22 protein-coding genes are annotated in these 19,593 nt (G+C 69.1%); 20 read left to right on the forward strand and 2 right to left on the reverse strand.

Annotated features, from left to right (window positions below):
- Positions 1-97: 97 nt before the first annotated feature.
- Positions 98-550, reverse strand: coding sequence for an OsmC family protein (locus tag AC5I49_RS28475; protein WP_016448724.1), 453 nt, complete (start codon positions 548-550; stop codon positions 98-100).
- 366 nt (positions 551-916) lie between these two features.
- Here AC5I49_RS28475 and ilvA point away from each other — a divergent pair, with 366 nt between their 5' ends.
- The 3 genes from ilvA to AC5I49_RS28490 are packed head-to-tail and all read left to right on the forward strand — an operon-like array spanning position 917 to position 3,895.
- Entirely contained in the window at positions 917-2,470 is a 1,554-nt protein-coding gene (ilvA, locus tag AC5I49_RS28480) for a threonine ammonia-lyase, biosynthetic (protein WP_046240741.1), read from the forward strand.
- Between the two features lie 22 nt (positions 2,471-2,492).
- Positions 2,493-3,305 (forward strand): adenosylcobinamide-GDP ribazoletransferase, encoded by an 813-nt coding sequence (locus tag AC5I49_RS28485; RefSeq protein WP_495790223.1) that lies wholly within the window; start codon positions 2,493-2,495, stop codon positions 3,303-3,305.
- Complete coding sequence (locus AC5I49_RS28490) at positions 3,302-3,895, forward strand: histidine phosphatase family protein (RefSeq protein ID WP_310044440.1); 594 nt, start codon at positions 3,302-3,304, stop codon at positions 3,893-3,895. Before AC5I49_RS28485 ends, AC5I49_RS28490 begins: the two co-directional genes overlap by 4 nt.
- A 6-nt stretch (positions 3,896-3,901) precedes the next feature.
- Here AC5I49_RS28490 and AC5I49_RS28495 read toward each other — a convergent pair whose 3' ends face one another.
- Complete coding sequence (locus tag AC5I49_RS28495; RefSeq protein WP_016448728.1) at positions 3,902-4,375, reverse strand: type II secretion system protein N; 474 nt, start codon at positions 4,373-4,375, stop codon at positions 3,902-3,904.
- 22 nt (positions 4,376-4,397) lie between these two features.
- On the opposite strand from AC5I49_RS28495, the gene gspG reads away from it, so the two are divergent.
- The 17 genes from gspG to AC5I49_RS28580 all read left to right on the forward strand — a co-directional run bounded on the left by gspG (position 4,398) and on the right by AC5I49_RS28580 (position 19,574).
- Positions 4,398-4,874: a type II secretion system major pseudopilin GspG gene (gene gspG, locus AC5I49_RS28500; protein WP_016448729.1), complete on the forward strand. Its 477-nt coding sequence runs from the start codon at positions 4,398-4,400 to the stop codon at positions 4,872-4,874.
- Between the two features lie 82 nt (positions 4,875-4,956).
- Positions 4,957-5,412: a GspH/FimT family pseudopilin gene (locus tag AC5I49_RS28505; RefSeq protein ID WP_016450872.1), complete on the forward strand. Its 456-nt coding sequence runs from the start codon at positions 4,957-4,959 to the stop codon at positions 5,410-5,412.
- Complete coding sequence (gspI, locus tag AC5I49_RS28510; RefSeq protein WP_016448731.1) at positions 5,409-5,807, forward strand: type II secretion system minor pseudopilin GspI; 399 nt, start codon at positions 5,409-5,411, stop codon at positions 5,805-5,807. Before AC5I49_RS28505 ends, gspI begins: the two co-directional genes overlap by 4 nt.
- Positions 5,808-6,515, forward strand: a complete 708-nt coding sequence (locus AC5I49_RS28515; RefSeq protein WP_016448732.1) for a prepilin-type N-terminal cleavage/methylation domain-containing protein — start codon at positions 5,808-5,810, stop codon at positions 6,513-6,515.
- Positions 6,512-7,489, forward strand: coding sequence for a type II secretion system minor pseudopilin GspK (gene gspK / locus AC5I49_RS28520; protein WP_016448733.1), 978 nt, complete (start codon positions 6,512-6,514; stop codon positions 7,487-7,489). Before AC5I49_RS28515 ends, gspK begins: the two co-directional genes overlap by 4 nt.
- Before the next feature lie 44 nt (positions 7,490-7,533).
- Complete coding sequence (gene gspL, locus AC5I49_RS28525) at positions 7,534-8,778, forward strand: type II secretion system protein GspL (protein ID WP_016448734.1); 1,245 nt, start codon at positions 7,534-7,536, stop codon at positions 8,776-8,778.
- Positions 8,775-9,317, forward strand: a complete 543-nt coding sequence (locus AC5I49_RS28530) for a type II secretion system protein M (RefSeq protein ID WP_034364462.1) — start codon at positions 8,775-8,777, stop codon at positions 9,315-9,317. Before gspL ends, AC5I49_RS28530 begins: the two co-directional genes overlap by 4 nt.
- 2 nt (positions 9,318-9,319) lie before the next feature.
- On the forward strand, positions 9,320-10,123 hold the full coding sequence (gene gspN / locus AC5I49_RS28535) for a type II secretion system protein N (RefSeq protein ID WP_495790224.1): 804 nt from the start codon (positions 9,320-9,322) through the stop codon (positions 10,121-10,123).
- 3 nt (positions 10,124-10,126) lie between these two features.
- Positions 10,127-12,493, forward strand: a complete 2,367-nt coding sequence (gene gspD, locus AC5I49_RS28540) for a type II secretion system secretin GspD (RefSeq protein ID WP_277848976.1) — start codon at positions 10,127-10,129, stop codon at positions 12,491-12,493.
- 14 nt (positions 12,494-12,507) lie between these two features.
- The gene (locus tag AC5I49_RS28545; protein ID WP_277848977.1) at positions 12,508-13,869 is read left to right on the forward strand and encodes a GspE/PulE family protein; all 1,362 of its coding nucleotides are present in this window, start codon (positions 12,508-12,510) and stop codon (positions 13,867-13,869) included.
- 63 nt (positions 13,870-13,932) lie between these two features.
- Complete coding sequence (locus AC5I49_RS28550; RefSeq protein WP_495790225.1) at positions 13,933-14,217, forward strand: hypothetical protein; 285 nt, start codon at positions 13,933-13,935, stop codon at positions 14,215-14,217.
- An 85-nt stretch (positions 14,218-14,302) separates the two neighbouring features.
- Positions 14,303-15,304: an LLM class flavin-dependent oxidoreductase gene (locus tag AC5I49_RS28555; RefSeq protein ID WP_016448739.1), complete on the forward strand. Its 1,002-nt coding sequence runs from the start codon at positions 14,303-14,305 to the stop codon at positions 15,302-15,304.
- A 4-nt stretch (positions 15,305-15,308) separates the two neighbouring features.
- Positions 15,309-15,998, forward strand: coding sequence for a helix-turn-helix transcriptional regulator (locus tag AC5I49_RS28560; protein WP_016448740.1), 690 nt, complete (start codon positions 15,309-15,311; stop codon positions 15,996-15,998).
- 88 nt (positions 15,999-16,086) lie between these two features.
- The gene (locus AC5I49_RS28565) at positions 16,087-16,731 is read left to right on the forward strand and encodes a glutathione S-transferase family protein (protein ID WP_495790226.1); all 645 of its coding nucleotides are present in this window, start codon (positions 16,087-16,089) and stop codon (positions 16,729-16,731) included.
- Between the two features lie 143 nt (positions 16,732-16,874).
- Positions 16,875-18,101, forward strand: coding sequence for a type II secretion system inner membrane protein GspF (gene gspF / locus AC5I49_RS28570; protein WP_016448742.1), 1,227 nt, complete (start codon positions 16,875-16,877; stop codon positions 18,099-18,101).
- Positions 18,102-18,117: 16 nt separating this feature from the next.
- Positions 18,118-19,038: a 5'-nucleotidase gene (locus tag AC5I49_RS28575; RefSeq protein WP_495790227.1), complete on the forward strand. Its 921-nt coding sequence runs from the start codon at positions 18,118-18,120 to the stop codon at positions 19,036-19,038.
- Between the two features lie 62 nt (positions 19,039-19,100).
- Positions 19,101-19,574, forward strand: coding sequence for an EF-hand domain-containing protein (locus AC5I49_RS28580; RefSeq protein ID WP_126310982.1), 474 nt, complete (start codon positions 19,101-19,103; stop codon positions 19,572-19,574).
- The last annotated feature ends 19 nt before the right edge of the window (positions 19,575-19,593 follow it).

Here is a 19,593-nt window from a genome sequence, read left to right on the forward strand (position 1 = left end):
ACGGGAGCTGCATCCAGCCAAAAAAGAAGCGGGCCCGGCCCGCTTTCTTCATTCTTGCCGAGTCCCTGTCGAGGCACGGACCCAAGCACCAGATACCTCAGGCCTCGACGATGTCGAACCCCGTGGTGATCTCGGCCGTCTTGCCCAGCATGATGGTGGCCGAGCAGTATTTGTCGTGGCTCATGGCAATGGCCCGCTCCACCGCGCCCGCTGGCAGGCCGGTGCCGCTGACGGTGAACTGCATGTGGATCTTGGTGAACACCTTGGGGTCGGTGTCCGCGCGCTCCGAAGTGAGCTTGACGCTGCAGCCTTTGACCGCGTGCCTGCCGCGCTTGAGGATCAGCACCACGTCGTAGGCCGTGCAGCCGCCTGCGCCTGCCAGCAGCATTTCCATGGGGCGGGGTGCCTGGTTCTGGCCTCCATTGGCAGGATTGGCCGCATCCGGCGCCCCGTCCATATTGACCACATGGCCGCTGCCCGTTTCCGCCACGAAGCCCATGCCCGAGCGCATGCCGGTCGTGCCGCCTGTCCAACTCACTGTGCATTCCATTGTTGCGTCCTCAAAAAACTGTTGCTATTTTGCATCAACTACACAAAAACCCTGATTTTGTTGCAACGCAGCACCTGCCGTGCATACAATGCACCCAAGCGTTATCTGAAGGGTTAACCCGGACACCCCTCCAGATGGACTGCAGATTGTGAACCAACTTCACCCTGTATCGCACCAGTTGTCTCCTCCACCTCCTCTATTGGTGGATTCAGCCCCCGGCTTTACAGCCTGGGGCTTTTTTTTGCCTTTGTCGTCCCTGGCCCAGCCTGGACGCTGCACTGCAGCATGAGTCACAAGCGCCTATGATGGCCGCCTGACACCGACGGGCCGCCTCCCGGCCTGCTGCTCTCCAGCCTTTCGCCGACGATGAACCACCCCCTGACCCCTGCCGACTACCTGACCAAGATCCTTACCGCGCGCGTCTATGACGTGGCCGTGGAGTCGGACCTGGAGCCCGCCAAGGCGCTGAGCCGCCGCCTGCACAACAAGGTGCTGCTCAAGCGCGAGGACCAGCAGCCGGTGTTCAGTTTCAAGCTGCGAGGCGCCTACAACAAGATGGCACACCTGTCCGCCGAGCAGCTGGAAAAGGGCGTGATCTGCGCCTCGGCCGGCAACCATGCGCAAGGCGTGGCGCTGGGCGCACGCAAGCTCGGTTGCCGCGCCGTGATCGTGATGCCCACCACCACGCCGCAGGTCAAGATCGATGCGGTACAGGCGCTGGGCGGCGAGGTGGAACTGGCCGGGGAAAGCTATTCCGACGCCTACAAGCACGCCGTCAGGCTGCAAAAGGAAAAGGGCCTGACCTTTGTGCACCCCTTCGACGATCCCTATGTGATCGCCGGCCAGGGCACGATTGCCATGGAAATGCTGAGCCAGCTGCAAAAGCTGGGCAGCCCGCGCCTGGATGCCGTATTTGTCGCCATCGGCGGCGGCGGCCTGATCTCGGGCGTGGCCAACTACATCAAGGCCGTGCGCCCCGACGTGAAGGTGATCGGCGTGCACACCAAGGATTCGGACGCCATGCTGCAGTCCGTGCGCGCCGGCCACCGCGTGGAGCTGGCCGACGTGGGCCTGTTCGCCGACGGCACGGCCGTCAAGCTGGTGGGCGAGGAGACCTTCCGCATCGCCCAGGGCCTGGTGGACGACTACGTGGTGGTCGATACCGATGCCGTCTGCGCCGCGATCAAGGACATCTTCGTGGACACGCGCTCCATCGTCGAGCCGTCCGGCGCCCTGGCCGTGGCGGCGATCAAGCAGTACGTCGCGAAGAACAAGACCAGGGGCGAGACCTATGCCGCCATCCTGTGCGGCGCCAACATGAACTTCGACCGGCTGCGCTTCGTGGCCGAGCGTGCCGAGGTGGGCGAGGAGCGCGAGGCGCTTTTTGCCGTGACCATCCCCGAGGAACGCGGCAGCTTCAAGCGCTTTTGCGAAGTCGTGGGCAAGCTGCCTGGCGGCCCGCGCAACGTGACCGAGTTCAACTACCGCATCAGCCACGAGAACAAGGCCCATGTCTTCGTGGGCCTGACCACGGCAGCGCGCGGCGAGTCCGAGAAGATCGCCAGGAACTTCGAGAAGCAGGGCTTCGAGGCGCTGGACCTGACCTTCGACGACATGGCCAAGGAGCATCTGCGCCACATGGTCGGCGGCCATTCGCCGCTGGCGCAGGAAGAGCGCCTGCTGCGCTTCGTCTTCCCCGAGCGCCCCGGCGCACTGTTCAAGTTCCTCAGCCTGATGGCGCCGACCTGGAACATCTCGCTGTTCCATTACCGCAACCAGGGCGCGGACTACGGCCGCATCCTGGTCGGCATGCAGGTGCCCGCCAAGGATGGCCGTAAATTCGACGCCTTCCTGAGCAATCTGGGCTACCCCTGGGTCGAGGAAACCGGCAACCCTGCCTACCAGCTCTTCCTGAAGTAGGCCCCGCCTCGGCTGTCCAGACATGCAGCCCATACGCCATTTCCTGCTGGCCCTGCAGTTCTTCAGCCGCATTCCGGTCACCGGGCGGCTTGCGGCCTGGGCCGGCTGGAGTCCGGCAATGCAGCACGCCAGCGTGGCCCATCTGCCGGGCGTGGGCTGGCTGGTCGGCGCCTGGGGCGCGGCGTGGCTGCTGGCCGCAGGCTGGCTGCTGGCACCCAGCCCCTGGATGCCTCTGGTGGCTGCCGTGCTGTCCACCATTGCCACGCTATGGATGACAGGCGGCTTGCACGAGGATGGATTGGCCGACGTGGCCGACGGCCTGGGCGGCTTTGTCCCGCCCCAGCGCGCGCTGGAAATCATGAAGGATTCGCGCCTGGGCGCCTACGGCGCCATGGCGCTGGTGATGGCGCTGATGACCAGGATCTCCCTGGTCGCGCTGCTGATCGGCATTCGCGCGGAATGGGCTGCCTTGCAGCTGTGCAGCATCCATGTGCTGTCGCGCATGGCGCCGCTGGCCCTCATGCAATGCCTTCCCTATGTGGGCCAGGCCACCCACTCCAAGGCCTTGCACGCCGCGGGTCGGCCATTGGCTGCCAGGGGCCTGGTCGCGGCAATCCTCTGGTGCCTGCCCGCCCTGGCGCTGCCGGCGTGGCTGGCGGGCCTGCCGCTCGTCATCGGCCTGGTACTGCCCGGCGCCCTGGTCACGGCCGCCATGGTGCGCTGGCTGCGCCGTCGCCTGGGCGGCATGACGGGCGATTGCCTGGGCGCCGCCCAGCAGGTCTGTGAACTGGCCATGCTGCTGGGCGCCGCCGCTGTGCTGATGCGCATGCAATGAACGCTCTCCCAACGCCGCACCTTTGGCTGGTACGCCATGCCCGCCCCCTGGTGGAGCCCGGCATCTGCTATGGCCGGCTCGACATGGAGGCCGACGCCCAGGCCACGGCCGATGCGGCGCAGGCCCTGCACCTCGCCCTGCCTGCGGATTGCCTGCTGGCGCATTCGCCACTGCGCCGATGCCATCAATTGGCACAGGCCCTGCAGGCACTGCGGCCCGGCCTGGCATCGGCGGCGGACAGCCGCCTGCTGGAGATGGACTTCGGCGAGTGGGAAGGCCAGCCATGGGATGCGCTGGACCGCAGCGCCATCGATGCCTGGGCGGCAGACCTTGCCGGGCACGCGCCGGGCCGGGGAGAGTCCCTGGCCGCCATGCTGCGCAGGGTGGATGAGGCCTTGCAGCAGGCGAGCAGGGGCTCGGTGGGCGATGGCGCCGCACGCGACATCGTCTGGATCACCCATGCCGGTGTGGCACGCTGCGTGCAATGGCTGATGCGTGAAGGCAACGCCCTGCCTCAGGCGGCCCAGTGGACGCTGCCGGCGCCTGACTTTGGCGGCTGGCTGGTATTGGAACTGCAGCCGCCGCACTGACCGGACTCAGCGCTTGTCGGGCAGGGACAGCTGCAGCGTGATGGAGGCGGGGCCATCGACGCTGGGGCCCAGGCGCGCCTCGCGGCCCGAGACCGACTGCAGCACCACGCCCTCTTCCACGGCACGCCCCACGCGAAACGGCTTGGCCGGCTGGTTGCCCACGGCGATGACCGCCGCGCCGCCGCCGCTGTCGCGACCGGCCAGCACACCCACCAGCGCATAGCGCGAGACCACAGGCGCCGCGACGGGCACAGCAACACCCTGAGCAGCGGCCACGCCCCCCAGGGCCTGCGCCAGCGCGGGTGCATCGACCTGCAGTGCCTCGGGGGGAGCCGGTGGCACGGGCGCCCCCGCGCCGCCATTGCCCAGGCGCATGGCCCAGAAAGCCACGATGCCGGCCGCCAGCAGCCAGAGCACGAATGTGGCCGCCTTGACGTGCCAGGTCCGGGCCTGGCCCCGGTTCAATGAAAGTGTCACCATCGCGCGATTATGATGGAGCGATATGTCCAATTTGCTGCACCGTTCCATGACCAGCCTTCCCCGCCGTCCGCTGCCTGCCCTGCGCACCGCCGTCCAGCGCGGCTTCACGCTGATCGAGCTGATGGTGGTCCTGGTCATCATCGGCGTGCTGGCGGCCCTGATCGTGCCCAACGTGCTGGACCGCGCCGACGATGCCCGCGTCACGGCTGCACGCACCGACATCACCAACATCTCCCAGGCGCTCAAGCTCTACCGCCTCGACAACCAGCGCTATCCCACGGCCGAGCAGGGCCTGCAGGCGCTGATCATCCGTCCCACGAGCGGACCGCTGCCCAACAACTGGAAGCCCTATCTGGAAAAGCTGCCCAATGATCCCTGGGGCCGTCCGTACCAGTACCTGAATCCGGGCATCAAGGGCCCCATCGACATCATGTCCTTCGGTGCCGACGGCCAGGCCGGCGGAGAGGGCAAGGATGCCGACATCGGCAGCTGGCAGTAAGTCGATGGCCCGGGCGATGGCCCGCAAGCGCCGCGCTGCACCGCACCACAGGCCCGCACTCCCGGCGGGCCTGCCTGCTCTCATGCCCCACCAGACGGTTGCGCCCACCCTGACCACTCCTTCGCGCGGCTTCACCCTGCTGGAACTGCTGGTGGTCATCAGCATCATGGCGATTGCCGCTGCCGGCGCAAGCCTGTCTCTGCGCGACAGCGGGCAGGCCCAGCTGGAACGCGAGGCCGAGCGCTTGGCCGCACTGCTGGAATCGGCCCGCGCACAGGCACGAGCCAACGGCGTGCCCGTGCGCTGGCGGCCCATGCCGCAGGGCTTTCGCTTCGAGGGCCTGCCGGCCAGCGCGCAATTGCCTTCGCAATGGCTGCAGCCCGGGGTGCAGGCACAGCCGGCGACGCCGCTGATCCTCGGCCCCGAGCCACTGATTCCTCCCCAGTCCGTCACGCTGACGCTGCGCGACTCCAACAGCCCGCCGCTGCGCGTGGCCACGGATGGACTGCGGCCCTTTGCCGTGCAATCCCTGCCATGACAGGCATCCACGGACCACGCCGCAGGCACGGCGCGCCAAGGCGCCTGCCGCACGGCTTCACGCTGATCGAGGTCCTGGTGGCCCTGGGCATCGTGGGCATTGCCCTGATGGCAGGCCTGCAGGCCACATCGGCCCTGACTCGCAATGCCGAGCGCCAGTCCGAGGTGCTGCTGGCCCAGCTGTGCGCGCAAAACGAACTGGTGCGCCTGCGCCTGTCGCGCCAGATGCCGCCCGTGGGCGACAACAGCTTCACTTGCGAGCAGGGCAGCCGGCAGCTGCAGGTCCAGCTCAGCGTGCGCCCCACGCCCAACCCCAGCTTCCGCCGCGTGGATGCCCTGGTCGTCACGGCCGAGCATCCGGTGCTGCGGGTATCGACCATTGTGGGCCGCTTCTAGATGCGTTTGCGCCCTTTCTCCCGCGCGCAAGGCTTCACCCTGGTGGAGCTGATGGTGGCCATCGCCGTCATGGCCCTGCTGGCCCTGGTGAGCTGGCGCGGACTGGACAGCATGGTGCGCTCGCAGGAGACCATTCGCGCGCGCAACGAGCAGCAGATCGTGCTGCAGACCGTGATCGCCCAGTGGAATGCCGACCTCGAAGCCCTGATGCCGCTGGAGCACGCCCAGGTCATCGACTGGGATGGCCAGGTGCTGCGCATGACCCGCAAGAGCAGTGCCGCCGTGGACGATGGCGCCGTGGTCGTGGCCTGGGCCCGCCGCCAGACAGCCGGACGCGACCAGTGGCTGCGCTGGCAGTCGCCACCGCTGCGCACGCGCGCCCAGTGGCGCGAGGCCTGGAACCAGGGGGCGCAATGGGGACGCAATCCTTCGGACGACCAGCGCCGCCGCGAAACCGTGCTGCTGCCCCTGGACCAGTGGCGCCTGTACTACTACCGCGACAACGCCTGGAGCAACCCGCAGTCCAGCGGCTCGGACAACGGCACGGGCACGCCCAATCCACCATCCGGCGGCACCAACAGCAGCGCACAGCTGCCCACGATTCCTGACGGCATACGCGTCGAACTGACCCTGCCGCCCGACAGCGCCGTCCCCGGCCGCGTCACCATGGACTGGGTCAACCCCCTGCGATCCAACAGCCGATCATGATGCGCGCACCCCGCACCCTGCCCGTCCGCCGCCGCCATCGCGGCGTGGCCCTGCTGGCCGCCATGCTCACGGTCACACTGGTCGCCACCTTTGCCGCCACCGCGCTGTGGCAGCAGTGGCGCAGCGTGGAGGTCGAGACCGCCGAGCGCAACCGCATGCAGGCCGCCTGGATTTTGCTGGGTGCGCTGGACTGGTCGCGCGTGGTGCTGGCCGAGGATGCGCGCACCAGCCTGCAGGTGGACCACCTGGCCGAACCCTGGGCCGTGCCGCTGCAGGAGGCGCGCCTGTCCACGTTTCTTGCGGCGCAGAACAACGTCAGCCAGGTCGATGACGGCATGGCCGACATGCAGGACGCCTTTCTCTCGGGCCAGATCATCGACCTGCAGTCGCGCCTGAACCTGCGCAACCTGCTGGGCGCGCCCGACAAGCCCGAAACCCTGCGCCCGCTGGCACGCCTGCTGGAACGCCTGAACCTGCCGCCCGCCTATGCCGCCCAGATCGTCCAGGCCCTGCGCGCAGCGGCCACCGCCGGCGAGGGCGCGCAGTTCCTGATGCCGCGCACGCTGAGCCAGCTCGGCTGGCTGGGATTGCCGCCCGAGGTCGTCTCGCGCCTGGAGCCCTACATCACCCTGCTGCCCGAGAACACGCCCGTCAACCTCAACACCGCCAGCGCCGAAGTCATCTGGGCCAGCGTGGAGGACCTGACCTGGTCCCAGGCCAGCCAGCTGGTGCAGCTGCGCGCATCGCGCCCGCTGCGCAGCCTGGCCGATGCCTCCAACGCGCTGGGCCTGCCGCAGAAATTCGAGGGACAGAACCTGTCGGTCGCCACCAGCTTCTTCGAGGCGCGTGGCCGCATGCGCCTGGGCGAGATCGTGGCCAGCGAACGCTCCATGTTGCGGCGCAACAACATGACAGTCACTACCATCTGGCGCGAGAGGGGGGACTGGGGATTGCCCGAAGCTCCCGCGCCGTGACAGATGCCTGTCACACTCGGCCCCTACAATGCCCGCTTCCGTCCATGAGCACCTTGATTCTTCATCTGCCTGCGGGCCCCGCTGGCGAATACGCCTACGCACTCAGCAGCGACGGCCTGCGCGCCGACCGGCATGGCCACGCCGCAGCAGGCCTGCTGCCCGATCCTGGCCGCACCGGCCAGACGGTTGCCGTGGTGCCGCACCAGGCCTTGTCCTGGCATCTGGTCAGCCTCCCCCATGGCGTGCCTACGGGGAGCCGGCGTGGACATGTGCGCCTGCGTGCCGTGCTCGACGGGCTGCTGGAAGAGCGCCTGCTCGACGACCCCTCCCAACTGCATCTGGCGCTGCAGCCTCAGGCACGCGCGGGCGAGCCCTGCTGGGTTGCCGCCTGCGACAAGGCCTGGCTCCATGCCCATCTGCAGGCCCTGGAGTCCGCAGGCCGGCCCGTGGGCCGCATCGTGCCCGAATGCCCGCCCCAGTCCACGCCCCAGCTGTGGGCCGTGGGCACGCCTGAATCGGCCTGGCTGCTGGCCACCGGCCTGAGCACGGCCCCGCAAGGCATGGACTCGCTGGCCTGCCTGCCGCTGCGCACCGACAGTGCCGACCCCGCCATGCTGGCCGCCCTGCTGCAGGCCCTGCCCCCCGACACCCCGATCCAGGCGGACCCGGCGCTGGCCCGCGCCGCCGAGGCCCTGCAGCGCCCCGTCAGCCTGCTGACGGACGCCCAGCGCGGCCTGGCGGCCCGCGCACAAAACTGGGACCTGGCGCAGTTCGACCTCGACCTGGGCGGCGGCAGCCGCACCCGCCGACGCATGCTCGACGGCTGGCAGAGCTTTCTGCGCGCGCCGCAATGGAAGGCCGCGCGCTGGGGTGCCGCGCTCGCACTGCTGGCCCAGGTGGTGGGCCTCAATGCCTGGGCCTGGACCGAAAACCGCGCCATCGCGGCCAAGCAGGTCCAGGTGCGCTCCACGCTGGCCACCAGCTTTCCGCGCGTTCCCGTCATCGTCGATGCGCCCGTTCAAATGCAGCGCGAAGTCGCCACGCTGCGCCAGAGCGCCGGCGCGCTGACGCAGGGCGACCTGGAACCCCTGCTGGCCGCCGCATCCCGGGCCCTGCCTGCCGGCCAGTTGCCGCAGGCCATGGACTACCAGGACCGTCAGCTGCGCCTCAAGGGCGTCTCGCTGGAGGCCGAGGCACTGGAGCAGGCACAACAACATCTGGCCGCAAGCGGCCTGCGACTGCAGCGCGACGGCGCCGACCTGCTGCTTGCCCAGGAGGCCCGGCCATGAACATGCGCGCATCCCGCCAAAGCCTGGCCCCACTGCGCGCGCGCTGGAATGCCCTGGCGCCGCGTGAACAGAACATGACGCTGCTGGCCGGTGGCGTGGTGGCACTGGCCCTGCTGTGGTGGCTGGCCCTGGCCCCCGCCCTGCACAGCCTGCGCACCGCGCCCGAACGCCATGCCCAGGCAGACCGCCAGTTGCGCCAGATGCAGCTGCTGCAGGCCGAGGCCGAGCAGCTGCGCGGCAACGCACGCCCCGTGGTCGGCGATGCCAAGGCGCTGCTGCAAAGCTCGCTGTCCGCCGAACTGGGCGCCTCCGCCCAATTGAACTGGATGGGCGACCGCGCACAGATCACGCTCAAGGCCGCGCCCGCCGCCGCGCTGGCGCGCTGGCTGGCCCAGGTCCGCAGCAACACGCACGCCGTTCCCGCCGAGATGAAGCTGGCCCGCAGTGCATCTGCAAGCGCCGCAGGCGCTGCCGATGCCGTGCGCTGGGATGGCAGCCTGGTGCTGGACCTGCCTGTCGATCCGTCGCGGGCACCTTGAGCATGCGCCGCCAGCCCCGCTCCCAGCCTGTCCTGCGCTCACCGCGCGGGTGGGCGCTGGCAGGCGCCCTGTGCGGCCTGGTGGCCACCACCGTCGTCTGGGCACCCGCCGCCTGGCTGGCACGCGGCGTGGATTCCGCCACACAGGGCCAGGTACTGCTGCTGCAACCGCGCGGCACGCTGTGGAAAGGCTCGGCCTCCCTGGCCTTCACCGGAGGCGCCGGCAGCCGCGACCGCACGGCCCTGCCCACGCGGCTGGAATGGACGCTGCGCCCGCGCCTGGACGGCGCCCGCATTCAGCTGCGCAGCGAATGCTGCACACCCACGCCCGTGGTGCTGGACCTGCTGCCGCGCTGGCAGGGCCTGAGCGCCGTGGTGCACGACAGCGACACGCGCTGGCCTGCCTCGCTGCTGTCCGGCCTGGGCACGCCCTGGAACACGGTGGACCTGCAAGGCCAGCTGCGGCTGGCCACGCAGGCCCTGCAACTGCAATTGCTGTGGCAATCGGGGCGCTGGCGCAGCGACGGCAGCACGCGGCTGGAGGCGCTGGCCGTATCCTCGCGGCTGTCCCCTCTGCGCCCGCTGGGCAGCTACCGGCTCGACATCCTCGGGGGCGACAGTCCGCAGCTGCAGCTCAGCACCCTGAACGGCGACCTGCGCCTGAGCGGCCAGGGCCAATGGGTAGGCCAGCGGCTGCACTTCCAGGGCGAGGCCTCGGCCAGCCCCGAGCGCGAAACCGCGCTGTCCAACTTGCTCAACATTCTGGGACGGCGCCAGGGGCCCCGGTCCATCATTTCCTTTGGTTGATCCATGACTCAGCAGCACACGACCCCGTTCTGGCGCAACACCCTGCACACGCTGGCCGTCAGCGCCATGCTGGCCTGCACCGCTGGCACCGCCCAGGCCCAGCAGACCAATGCACCGGCAGGCGCCACGCCCAGCCTGCGTCCGGGCGAGCCTGTGACGCTGAATTTCTCGGGTGCCGACATCGAGGCCGTCTCGCGTGCCATCGGCGCCATCACCAACCGCAACGTGGTGGTCGACCCCCGCGTCAAGGGCCAGATCACGCTGCTGACCGACAAGCCCGTGCCGCCCGCCACCGCCTACCAGCAGTTCCTGGCCGCGTTGCGCCTGCAGGGCTTCACCATCGTCGAATCGGCCGGCCTGTACAAGGTCATCCCCGAAGCCGACGCCAAGCTGCAGGCCAGCGAAGTGGCCGTGGGCGCGGGCCGCAGCAGCACCGGCAGCCAGATCGTCACCCAGATCTTCAAGCTCAACTACGAGAACGCGGCCAACCTGGTGCCCGTGCTGCGCCCCCTGATCAGCCCCAACAACACCATCAACGTCAACCCGGGCAACAACTCGCTGGTCATCACCGACTACGCAGACAACCTGCAGCGCATCTCGCGCATCGTGGCGACCATGGATGTGTCCAACGCCACCGATGTCGAAATCATTCCGCTGCGCCATGCCGTGGCCACCGACATGGTGGCCCTGGTCTCGCGCCTGATCGAAGGCGGCACGGCCAGCCCCGGCGGCCTCACCGTGACCGCAGGCGGCGCCAATATTCCGGGCCAGAGCGACAACGCCTTCAAGACCTCGCTGATGGCCGAGCCGCGCAGCAACTCCATCGTGCTGCGCGCGGCCAACCCGGCACGCCTGGCCCAGGTGCGCTCGCTGATCGCGCGGCTGGACCAGCCCGCCATGAACGGCGGCGGCGACCAGGGCAACATCCACGTGGTCTATCTCAAGAACGCCGACGCCGTGGCGCTGGCCGCCACCTTGCGCGCCGCCATCGGCGCCCAGGCCACGGCCGCCGGCACGGCCAGCGGCCAGCCCGGTGCGGGCGGCACCCTGCCGCAGGGCGGCGGCATGTCCTCCATCCCCACCTCGCAGCCCGTGGTCTCGCGCGACTCCAGCGGCACGGCATCCATGGGCATGGGCTCGTCCTCGGGCCTGGGCAGCGGCGGCGGGGGCGGCGCGCTGGGCGTGGCCCAGCAGCCCTCCACGGGCGGCATGATCCAGGCCGATCCTTCGACCAACTCGCTGATCATCACGGCACCGCCGCCCGTATACCGCCAACTGCGCGCCGTGATCGACAAGCTCGACGGCCGCCGCGCCCAGGTGCTGATCGAAAGCCTGATCGTCGAAATCAAGGACAACCGGCTGGCCCAGTTCGGCATCCAGTGGCAGGCCATGCTCAGCAACAACGGCCGCGTGATCGGCACACTGGGCACGAACTCCAATGTGGCGGGCGCCAACATCCTGAACCTGCTCGGCCTGGTCAAGGATGGAGGCCTCGACGGCAGCGCCATTACGGGAGACACGTTGTCCAGCCTGAGAGGCACCAACCTCGGCTTCACGCAGCGCGTCAACGGCAAGGACACGCTGGGCTTTCTGGCCAACTTCCTGCAAAACAGCGGTGACGCCAACATCCTGTCCACGCCCAACCTGATGACGCTGGACAACGAGGAGGCGCGCATCATCGTGGGCCAGAACGTGCCCATGGTCACGGGCTCGTACGCCAGCAACTCCACGGGCGGCACGGTCAACCCCTTCACCACCGTGGAGCGCAAGGACGTGGGCCTGATGCTGCGCGTGCGCCCGCAGATCAACGAGAACGGCACGGTGAAGCTGGCCGTGTTCCAGGAAGTCTCCTCGGTGGACGAGTCCACGCGCAAGGACACCAACGGCCTGACCACCAACAAGCGCTCCATCGAGTCCAACGTGCTGGTCGAGGACGGCAACATCGTCGTGCTCGGCGGCCTGATCGACGACAACTACTCCCAGGCCGAGGACCGGGTGCCTCTGCTGGGCGACATTCCCGTCGTGGGCAACCTGTTCCGCAACACCAACCGCAAGCGCAACAAGACCAACCTGATGGTCTTCCTGCGCCCCGTGGTGATGCGCGATGCGACTGCCACCAACCAGGTCTCTTCCGAGCGCTACGAAGCCATCCGCGCGCAGCAACAGAGCCTGCAGCCCGAGCCCAGCGCCCTGCTGCGCTCGGTCAATGCCGCGCCCGTGCTGCCCACGCTGACGCCGCAGCCGGACCCCGGCTCGTTCACCAACCCGGCCGCCATCGTCAACGTGCCGGGCGCCAGGCCCGAGCTGATCGACTTCACCCAGCCGCAGCCCGCCGCTCCCGCCGTGCCGGCAGCCCCCGGCGCGCTCTGAGGCAGGAAGGCCCCATGCGCTATCCCCTGCCCTATGCGTTTGCGCGCACCAGCCAGCTGCTGATCGAGGACGACGGCCACGAGCCCCTGCTCTGGCTTGGCCCCTCGCCCGACTGGCAGGCCCTGTCCGAAGTCCAGCGCAGGCATGCGGTGCAGCGCTGGCAGATGCTGGACGCGGGCACGCTGGCCCACCGCATCAGCGCCGCCTACTCGCAGGGCGAGTCCAGCGCTGCCCTGGTGGTCAGCGAGGTCGAGTCCGACGCCGACCTCTCGCGCATGATGCAGGAGCTGCCTGCGGTCGAGGACCTGCTGGAGACGGCCGACGACGCGCCCATCATCCGCATGCTCAACGCCCTGCTCACGCAGGCCGCGCGCGACGGCGCCAGCGACATCCACATCGAGCCCTACGAGCGCCATTCCAGCGTGCGCTTTCGCGTGGACGGCGACCTGCGCGAAGTCGTGCAGCCCAACCGCGCACTGCATGCAGCGCTGATCTCGCGACTGAAGATCATGGCCGACCTGGACATCGCCGAAAAGCGCCTGCCCCAGGACGGCCGCATCAGCCTGCGCCTGGGCACGCGCGCCATCGACGTGCGCGTCTCCACCCTGCCCAGCGCCCACGGCGAGCGCGCCGTGCTGCGCCTGCTGGACAAGAGCGAGAGCAAGCTCAGCCTGGAGGCCGTGGGCATGCAGGGCGAGACGCTGAGGCGATTCACCCACCTGACGGCCCAGCCGCACGGCATCGTGCTGGTCACCGGCCCCACGGGCTCGGGCAAGACCACCACGCTGTATGCGGCACTGTCGCGCATGGACGCCAGCCACAGCAACATCATGACGGTGGAGGACCCCATCGAGTACGAGCTGGCCGGCGTGGGGCAGACCCAGGTCAACGCCAAGATCGACCTGACCTTCGCCAAGGCCCTGCGCGCCATCCTGCGCCAGGACCCGGATGTGATCATGATCGGCGAAATCCGCGACTTCGAGACCGCGCAGATCGCCATCCAGGCCTCCCTGACCGGCCACCTGGTGCTGGCCACGCTGCACACCAACGATGCCTCCAGCGCCGTCACGCGCCTGATCGACATGGGGGTGGAACCCTTCCTGCTGTCGTCCTCCCTGCTGGGCGTGCTGGCACAGCGCCTGGTGCGAAAGATCGACACCACCGAGCCCAGCGGCTACCGGGGGCGCACCGGCATCTTCGAGATGCTGGTGGTGGACGACACCATCCGCGCGCAGATCCACCGCCAGGCCAGCGAGGCCGAGATCCGCGACACCGCGCTGGCCGCGGGCATGCGCCTGATGCGCGACGACGGCGAGCGCCTGGTGCGCGAGGGCATCACCACGCCCGAGGAAGTGCTGCGCGTCACGCGCGACTAGGCGCAGGCGGCCACGCCCGACCCTGCGCAGCACGGGGCATCCCTGTTTGCCACAATGGTCGGCATGTTGGAATCCCTACGCGCCTGGAGCGCTCCCTATGGCGGCGACCTGTTCCTGTGGGTCGCCACGCTGAGCCTGATCAGCTACATCGCCCTGTGGTGGTTCAAGTCACGGCTGTCCACCAGCCAGTTGCGCCGCGTCATCCGCCTGTCGGCGCTGGTGGCGCTGCCGCTGTCCTGGCTGGCCATCCAGCAGGGCGAGAACCATCTGGCGGCAGCCATCCTCCCCCTGGTCTGGTGCGTGGTGCTGGGCATCACCTGCGCGCGGGAAATGTCCAGAAGAATCTGAGTGCGCGAACGCGCACCAGGAATGCCCTGGCGCGGCAAGGCCCGCGCCGCCCCCACCCACCGTGAACTGGAAGTTGGAACCTGCCATGACATCATTCAATGAAGTCCGTCTGTCCATGCTCGACCTCGTGGCCGTGCGCGAAGGCGGCACCGTCGCCGAGGCCCTGGACATCGCGCTGGCCACGGCCCGCAAGGCCGAGGCACTGGGATTCGAGCGCTACTGGCTGGCCGAGCACCACAACATGCCCGGCATCGCCAGCTCGGCCACGGCCGTGCTGATCGGCCATATCGCAGGCGGCACCTCGAAGATCCGCGTGGGCTCGGGCGGCATCATGCTGCCCAACCATGCCCCGCTGGTGGTGGCCGAAGCCTTCGGCACGCTGGCCGAGCTGTACCCGGGCCGCATCGACCTGGGCCTGGGCCGTGCGCCCGGCACCGATGGCGCCACCATGCGCGCCCTGCGCCGCGACCGCGTCGAGACCGAGGAAGACTTCCCGCGCGACGTGATGGAGCTGCAACGCCTGCTGGCCCCGGCCACGCCGGATCAAAAGCTGGTGGCCACGCCCGGCGCGGGCACCAACGTGCCGATCTGGCTGCTGGGCTCCAGCCTGTTCTCGGCCCAGCTCGCAGCCCATCTGGGCCTGCCCTACGCCTTTGCCTCGCACTTCGCGCCGCGCATGCTCTACCAGGCCGTGCAGCTGTACCGCAGCCTGTTCAAGCCGTCGGCCCAACTGGCCAAGCCCTACGTGATCGTCGGCGCACCCGTGATCGCCGCGCCCACCGATGACGAGGCCGAGTACCTGGCCAGCAGCACCTACCAGCGCGTGCTGGGCATCATCACGGGCCGGCGCGGACTGCTGCCGCGCCCCATCGAGAACTATGCGGCCCAGCTCGGCGAGCAGGAGCGCCGCGCCATCGGCGACTTCCTGGCCGTGGCCTCCATCGGCGGCCCGGACAAGGTGCGCACGCGCCTGCAGAAGCTGCAGGCCGACACCGAGGCCGACGAGCTGATCCTGGTCAGCGACGTGTATGACCGCGACCTGCGCCTGCGCTCGCTGGAGATCACGGCCGGCGTCATGGGCCGCTGAAGGCATGAGCCGCTCCGCCCGGCTGCTGCAGCTGATCGACCTGCTGCGCCGCGCGCGCCTGCCCCAGGCCGGGCCGGTGCTGGCCCGGCAGCTGGACGTGAGCCTGCGCACCCTCTACCGTGACATCGCCACCCTGCGCGAACAGGGTGCCGCGATTGCGGGCGACCCGGGCGTGGGCTACGAGATGCGGCCCGGCTTTCTGCTGCCGCCGCTGATGTTCACGCCCGATGAGCTGGAAGCCCTGCTGCTGGGCGCGCGCTGGGCCAGCCGCCAGGCCGACCCCGAGCTCGCCCAGGCCGCCACCGCCGCGCTGGACCGCATACGCAGCGCGCTGCCGCTGGAGCTGCGCATCGAGGTGGACACCAGCGGCCTGCTGGTGCCGCCCATCTGCCACGAATCCGTGACCGAGCCCTGGCAGACCGCGCTGCGCCTGGCGATACGGCGCCAGCACCGGGTGCTGCTGCACTACACGGATGAGAAGGGCCAGCCGACCGAGCGCCGGATCTGGCCTTTTGCCATGGCCTTCTTCGACCAGCGGCGCATTCTTGCGGCCTGGTGCGAACTGCGCCAGGACTTCCGCCATTTCCGCGCCGACCGCGTGCGCTCCGTCACCGATCTGCAGGAACGCTATCCCGACCACCGCAGCGGCCTGATCGAACGCTGGTCGCGGCAACTGGGCTACACGGTCCGCTGACACCACTGCTGACAAAAACTGTCAGCATGGCCTCCTACAGTCGCTCCCATGGCCTTCTCGCCATGCATTCAAACCACTGGGAGCCTTCATGAACGACTCGATCAAGCCTCTGCGCTTTTACTTCCACCCCCGCTCGCGCGCGGTCATCGCGCGCTGGATGCTGGAGGAATGCGGCGCCCGCTATGAGCCCGTGCGGCTGGAATTCGGCAGCACCATGAAGGCTGCCGACTACCTGGCCATCAACCCCATGGGCAAGGTCCCCGCCCTGGTGCACGGCGAGACCGTGATCACCGAACAGGCCGCCATCCTTGCCTATCTGGCCGACATCTTCCCCGAACGAAGGCTCGCGCCGGCCGTGGACAGCCCGCTGCGCGGCGTCTACCACCGCTGGATGTTCTTCCTGGCCGGCCCCGTCGAGGCCGTGATGACGGCCAAGAGCCAGGGCCACCTGGAGCAGCAGACGGCCGACCAGGCCATGTCCGCCGGCTATGGCCGCTATGACGACGTGGTGCAGACGCTGCGCCAGGCCGTGGCCGGCAGGCGCTACCTGTGCGGCGACCAGTTCACCGCCGCCGACGTGCTCATGGCCAGCTACCTGCGCTGGGGGACGATGATGAAGCTGCTGCCCGCGCTGCCCGAGTTCAGCGACTACGGCCAGCCGCTGATGGAACGCCCGGCCTCGCTGCGCTCCATCCAGCTCAACGAAGCGGACCTCGCGGCCCAGCCGGCATAAGGACCGGGCAGGGGCTGCCGCCGACCGCGGCGGCGGCCTCGCCATCCAGCCGTCACCGGCAGCGGCTACCATCGGGGGTTGGATCGCCGCCTGGCGTTTCCTGAACGCCATCCTTCCCCAGCCCCTCCCGACTCCCGCCGCGCATGCCTGCCTTTTCCTTCGAAGCCCTGGATGCACAAGGTCAGACCCGCAAGGGCACGATCGAAGCCGACAACGCGCGCGCTGCGCGCAGCCAGCTGCGCGCCCAGGCCCTGGTGCCCATGGCCGTGGAGATCGTGGCCTCGGGGTCGGCGTCCGGCCCGCAGGGTGGCGCCTCGCGCTGGCTGACCCGCCCCGTCCTTGGCTCCACGGGGCTCACCGTGTGGACGCGCCAGATGGCGGGGCTGGTCGGATCTGGCCTGCCCATAGAGCGCGCACTGGCCGCGCTGTCCGAAGAAGCCGACGACCCGCGCCAGCACCATCTGGTGGCCGCGCTGCGCGCCGAGGTCAACGCGGGCTCCACCTTTGCCCGCGCACTGGCCCAGCATCCGCGCGAGTTCTCCGACATCTACTGCGCCGTGATCGGCGCCGGCGAGGCCAGCGGCAGCCTGGGCCCGGTGCTGGAGCGGCTGGCCGACGACCTGGAATCGCGCCAGGCCCTGCAGTCCAAGCTCATTGGCGCAGCCCTGTACCCGGCCATCGTGACCCTGGTGGCCATCGTCATCGTGCTGTTCCTGGTCAGCTACGTGGTGCCCCAGGTGGCCAGCGTGTTCGCGGGCACCAAGCGCGCCCTGCCCTGGCTCACCGTGGCCATGCTGGCGCTCAGCGACTTTGTGCGCAGCTATGGCTGGGCCGCGCTGATCGCCCTGGTGCTGGGCGCCGTGGGATTCCGGCTGTCCATGAAGAACCCCGTGCTGCGCGAGCGCTTCGACGCCTGGTGGCTGCGCCTGCCGCTGATCGGCCGGCTGGCGCGCAACTACAACGCGGCACGCTTTGCCGGCACGCTGGCCATGCTGGCTGGCGCGGGCGTGCCTATTCTCAAGGCCTTGCAGGCCGCCGCCGAAACGCTGGGCAACCGCGCGCTGCGCGCCGATGCCATGGACGCGCTGGCCCTGGTGCGCGAGGGCGCGCCGCTGGCCTCGGCCCTGGCGCAGAAAAAGCGCTTCCCGGGCCTGATCTCCATGTTTGCCCGCCTGGGCGAGCAGACCGGCCAGCTGCCCGTGATGCTGCAGCGCGCGGCCAACCAACTGTCCACCGAGGTGCAGCGCCGCGCCATGCACCTGGCCACCATCCTGGAGCCGCTGCTGATCGTGGCCATGGGCATGGTCGTGGCCCTGATCGTGCTGGCCGTGCTCATGCCCATCATCCAGCTCAACCAGTTCGTCAAATAGCGACAAGCGCCAAGCCATGCCCGTGACCCTGCAAGACAAGCTGGTCGTTGCCATCTCATCGCGCGCACTGTTCGACTTCGAGGAAGAGAACCGGCTGTTCGATGCGGGCGACGAGCAGGCCTACATGCGCCGCCAGCTGGACCTGGTGCACCAGCCGGCACGCCCGGGCATCGCCTTCCCGCTGGTGCGCAAGCTGCTGGCCTTCAATACGCCCGAAGTGCAGCGCGTGGAGGTGATGATGCTCTCGCGCAACGACCCGGCCAGCGGCATGCGCGTGTTCGCCTCGGCCAAGGCGGCCGACATGCACATAGAGCGCGGCGTGTTCACGCGCGGGCGCGATCCGTTTTCCTACCTGCGGCCGCTGGGCGCGCACCTGTTTCTCTCGGCCAACGAGATCGATGTGCGCAGGGCGCTGTCCATCGGCTTTCCTGCCGCGCGCGTGATGGTCGACTCCACGCCCGCAGGCGACCGCTACCCGCAGGAAGTGCGCATTGCCTTCGACGGCGATGCCGTGCTGTTCTCCGACGAGGCCGAGCGCATCTACCAGCAAGGCGGGCTGCCGGCCTTTCTGCGCCATGAGGTCTCCCATGCCGCCACGCCCCTGGGAGAAGGGCCGTTCAAACCCCTGCTGCAAGCCCTTCACCAGCTTCAGCAGCAGGCGGACTCGTCCCAGACCATGCGCATTCGCACGGCCCTGGTGACGGCGCGCAGTGCGCCGGCGCACGAGCGCGCCATCCGCACATTGCTCGATTGGGGAATCACCGTGGACGAGGCCATGTTCCTCGGCGGCCTGGAAAAAGGCCCCTTCCTGCGCGAGTTCGAGCCGGATTTCTTCTTCGACGACCAATCGGGCCATGTCAGCTCGGCGGCCCGCCATGTGCCCGCAGGCCATGTGAACAGCGGCATCTCCAATCCGGACGCCGATCCGCTGAAGTAAACAATTGCAAAGGGCGGGCCGGCCGTGCTTGCAAATGCCGGTTCCGTGCCCAAATAAAGCCAATGCATTTTCCCCTCATGAACCGCTCTGCCCTGCTGCGCCGGCCACCTGTGCTGCAGGCCGCCGCTGCCGTCCTGCTGACCAGCGCCTTCATGCTGCCCGTCGCGCGCGCGCAGGCGGCCGAGACGGCCGACAAGGCGTCCACCGGACAAGCCTCGGCCAGCCCGGCGCCATTGACCAAGGGGGAAATCAAGGCCCAGCGCGAATTCAAGATGCTGGACTTCAACAAGGACGGCAAGCTCAGCCGCACCGAAGTGGCGCTGTTCCCGCGCCTGGCGGCGGCCTTCGACGAGGCCGACACCGACAAGGACGGCTACGTCTCCTATGCGGAAGTGCAGGCCTTTGCCGTCAAGTACCGCGCCGAGCGCGACAAGGCGAAGGCCAAGGCGCAGGCCGAAGAGGCAAAGGCCGCCGAGCATGCCGCAGCCGTGTCCGCTGCCAGGGACACGAAGGAAGGCGAAGGCTCAAAGGACTGAGCCTGCGCATTCAGCCACT

The organism is Delftia sp. (assembly GCF_059499305.1).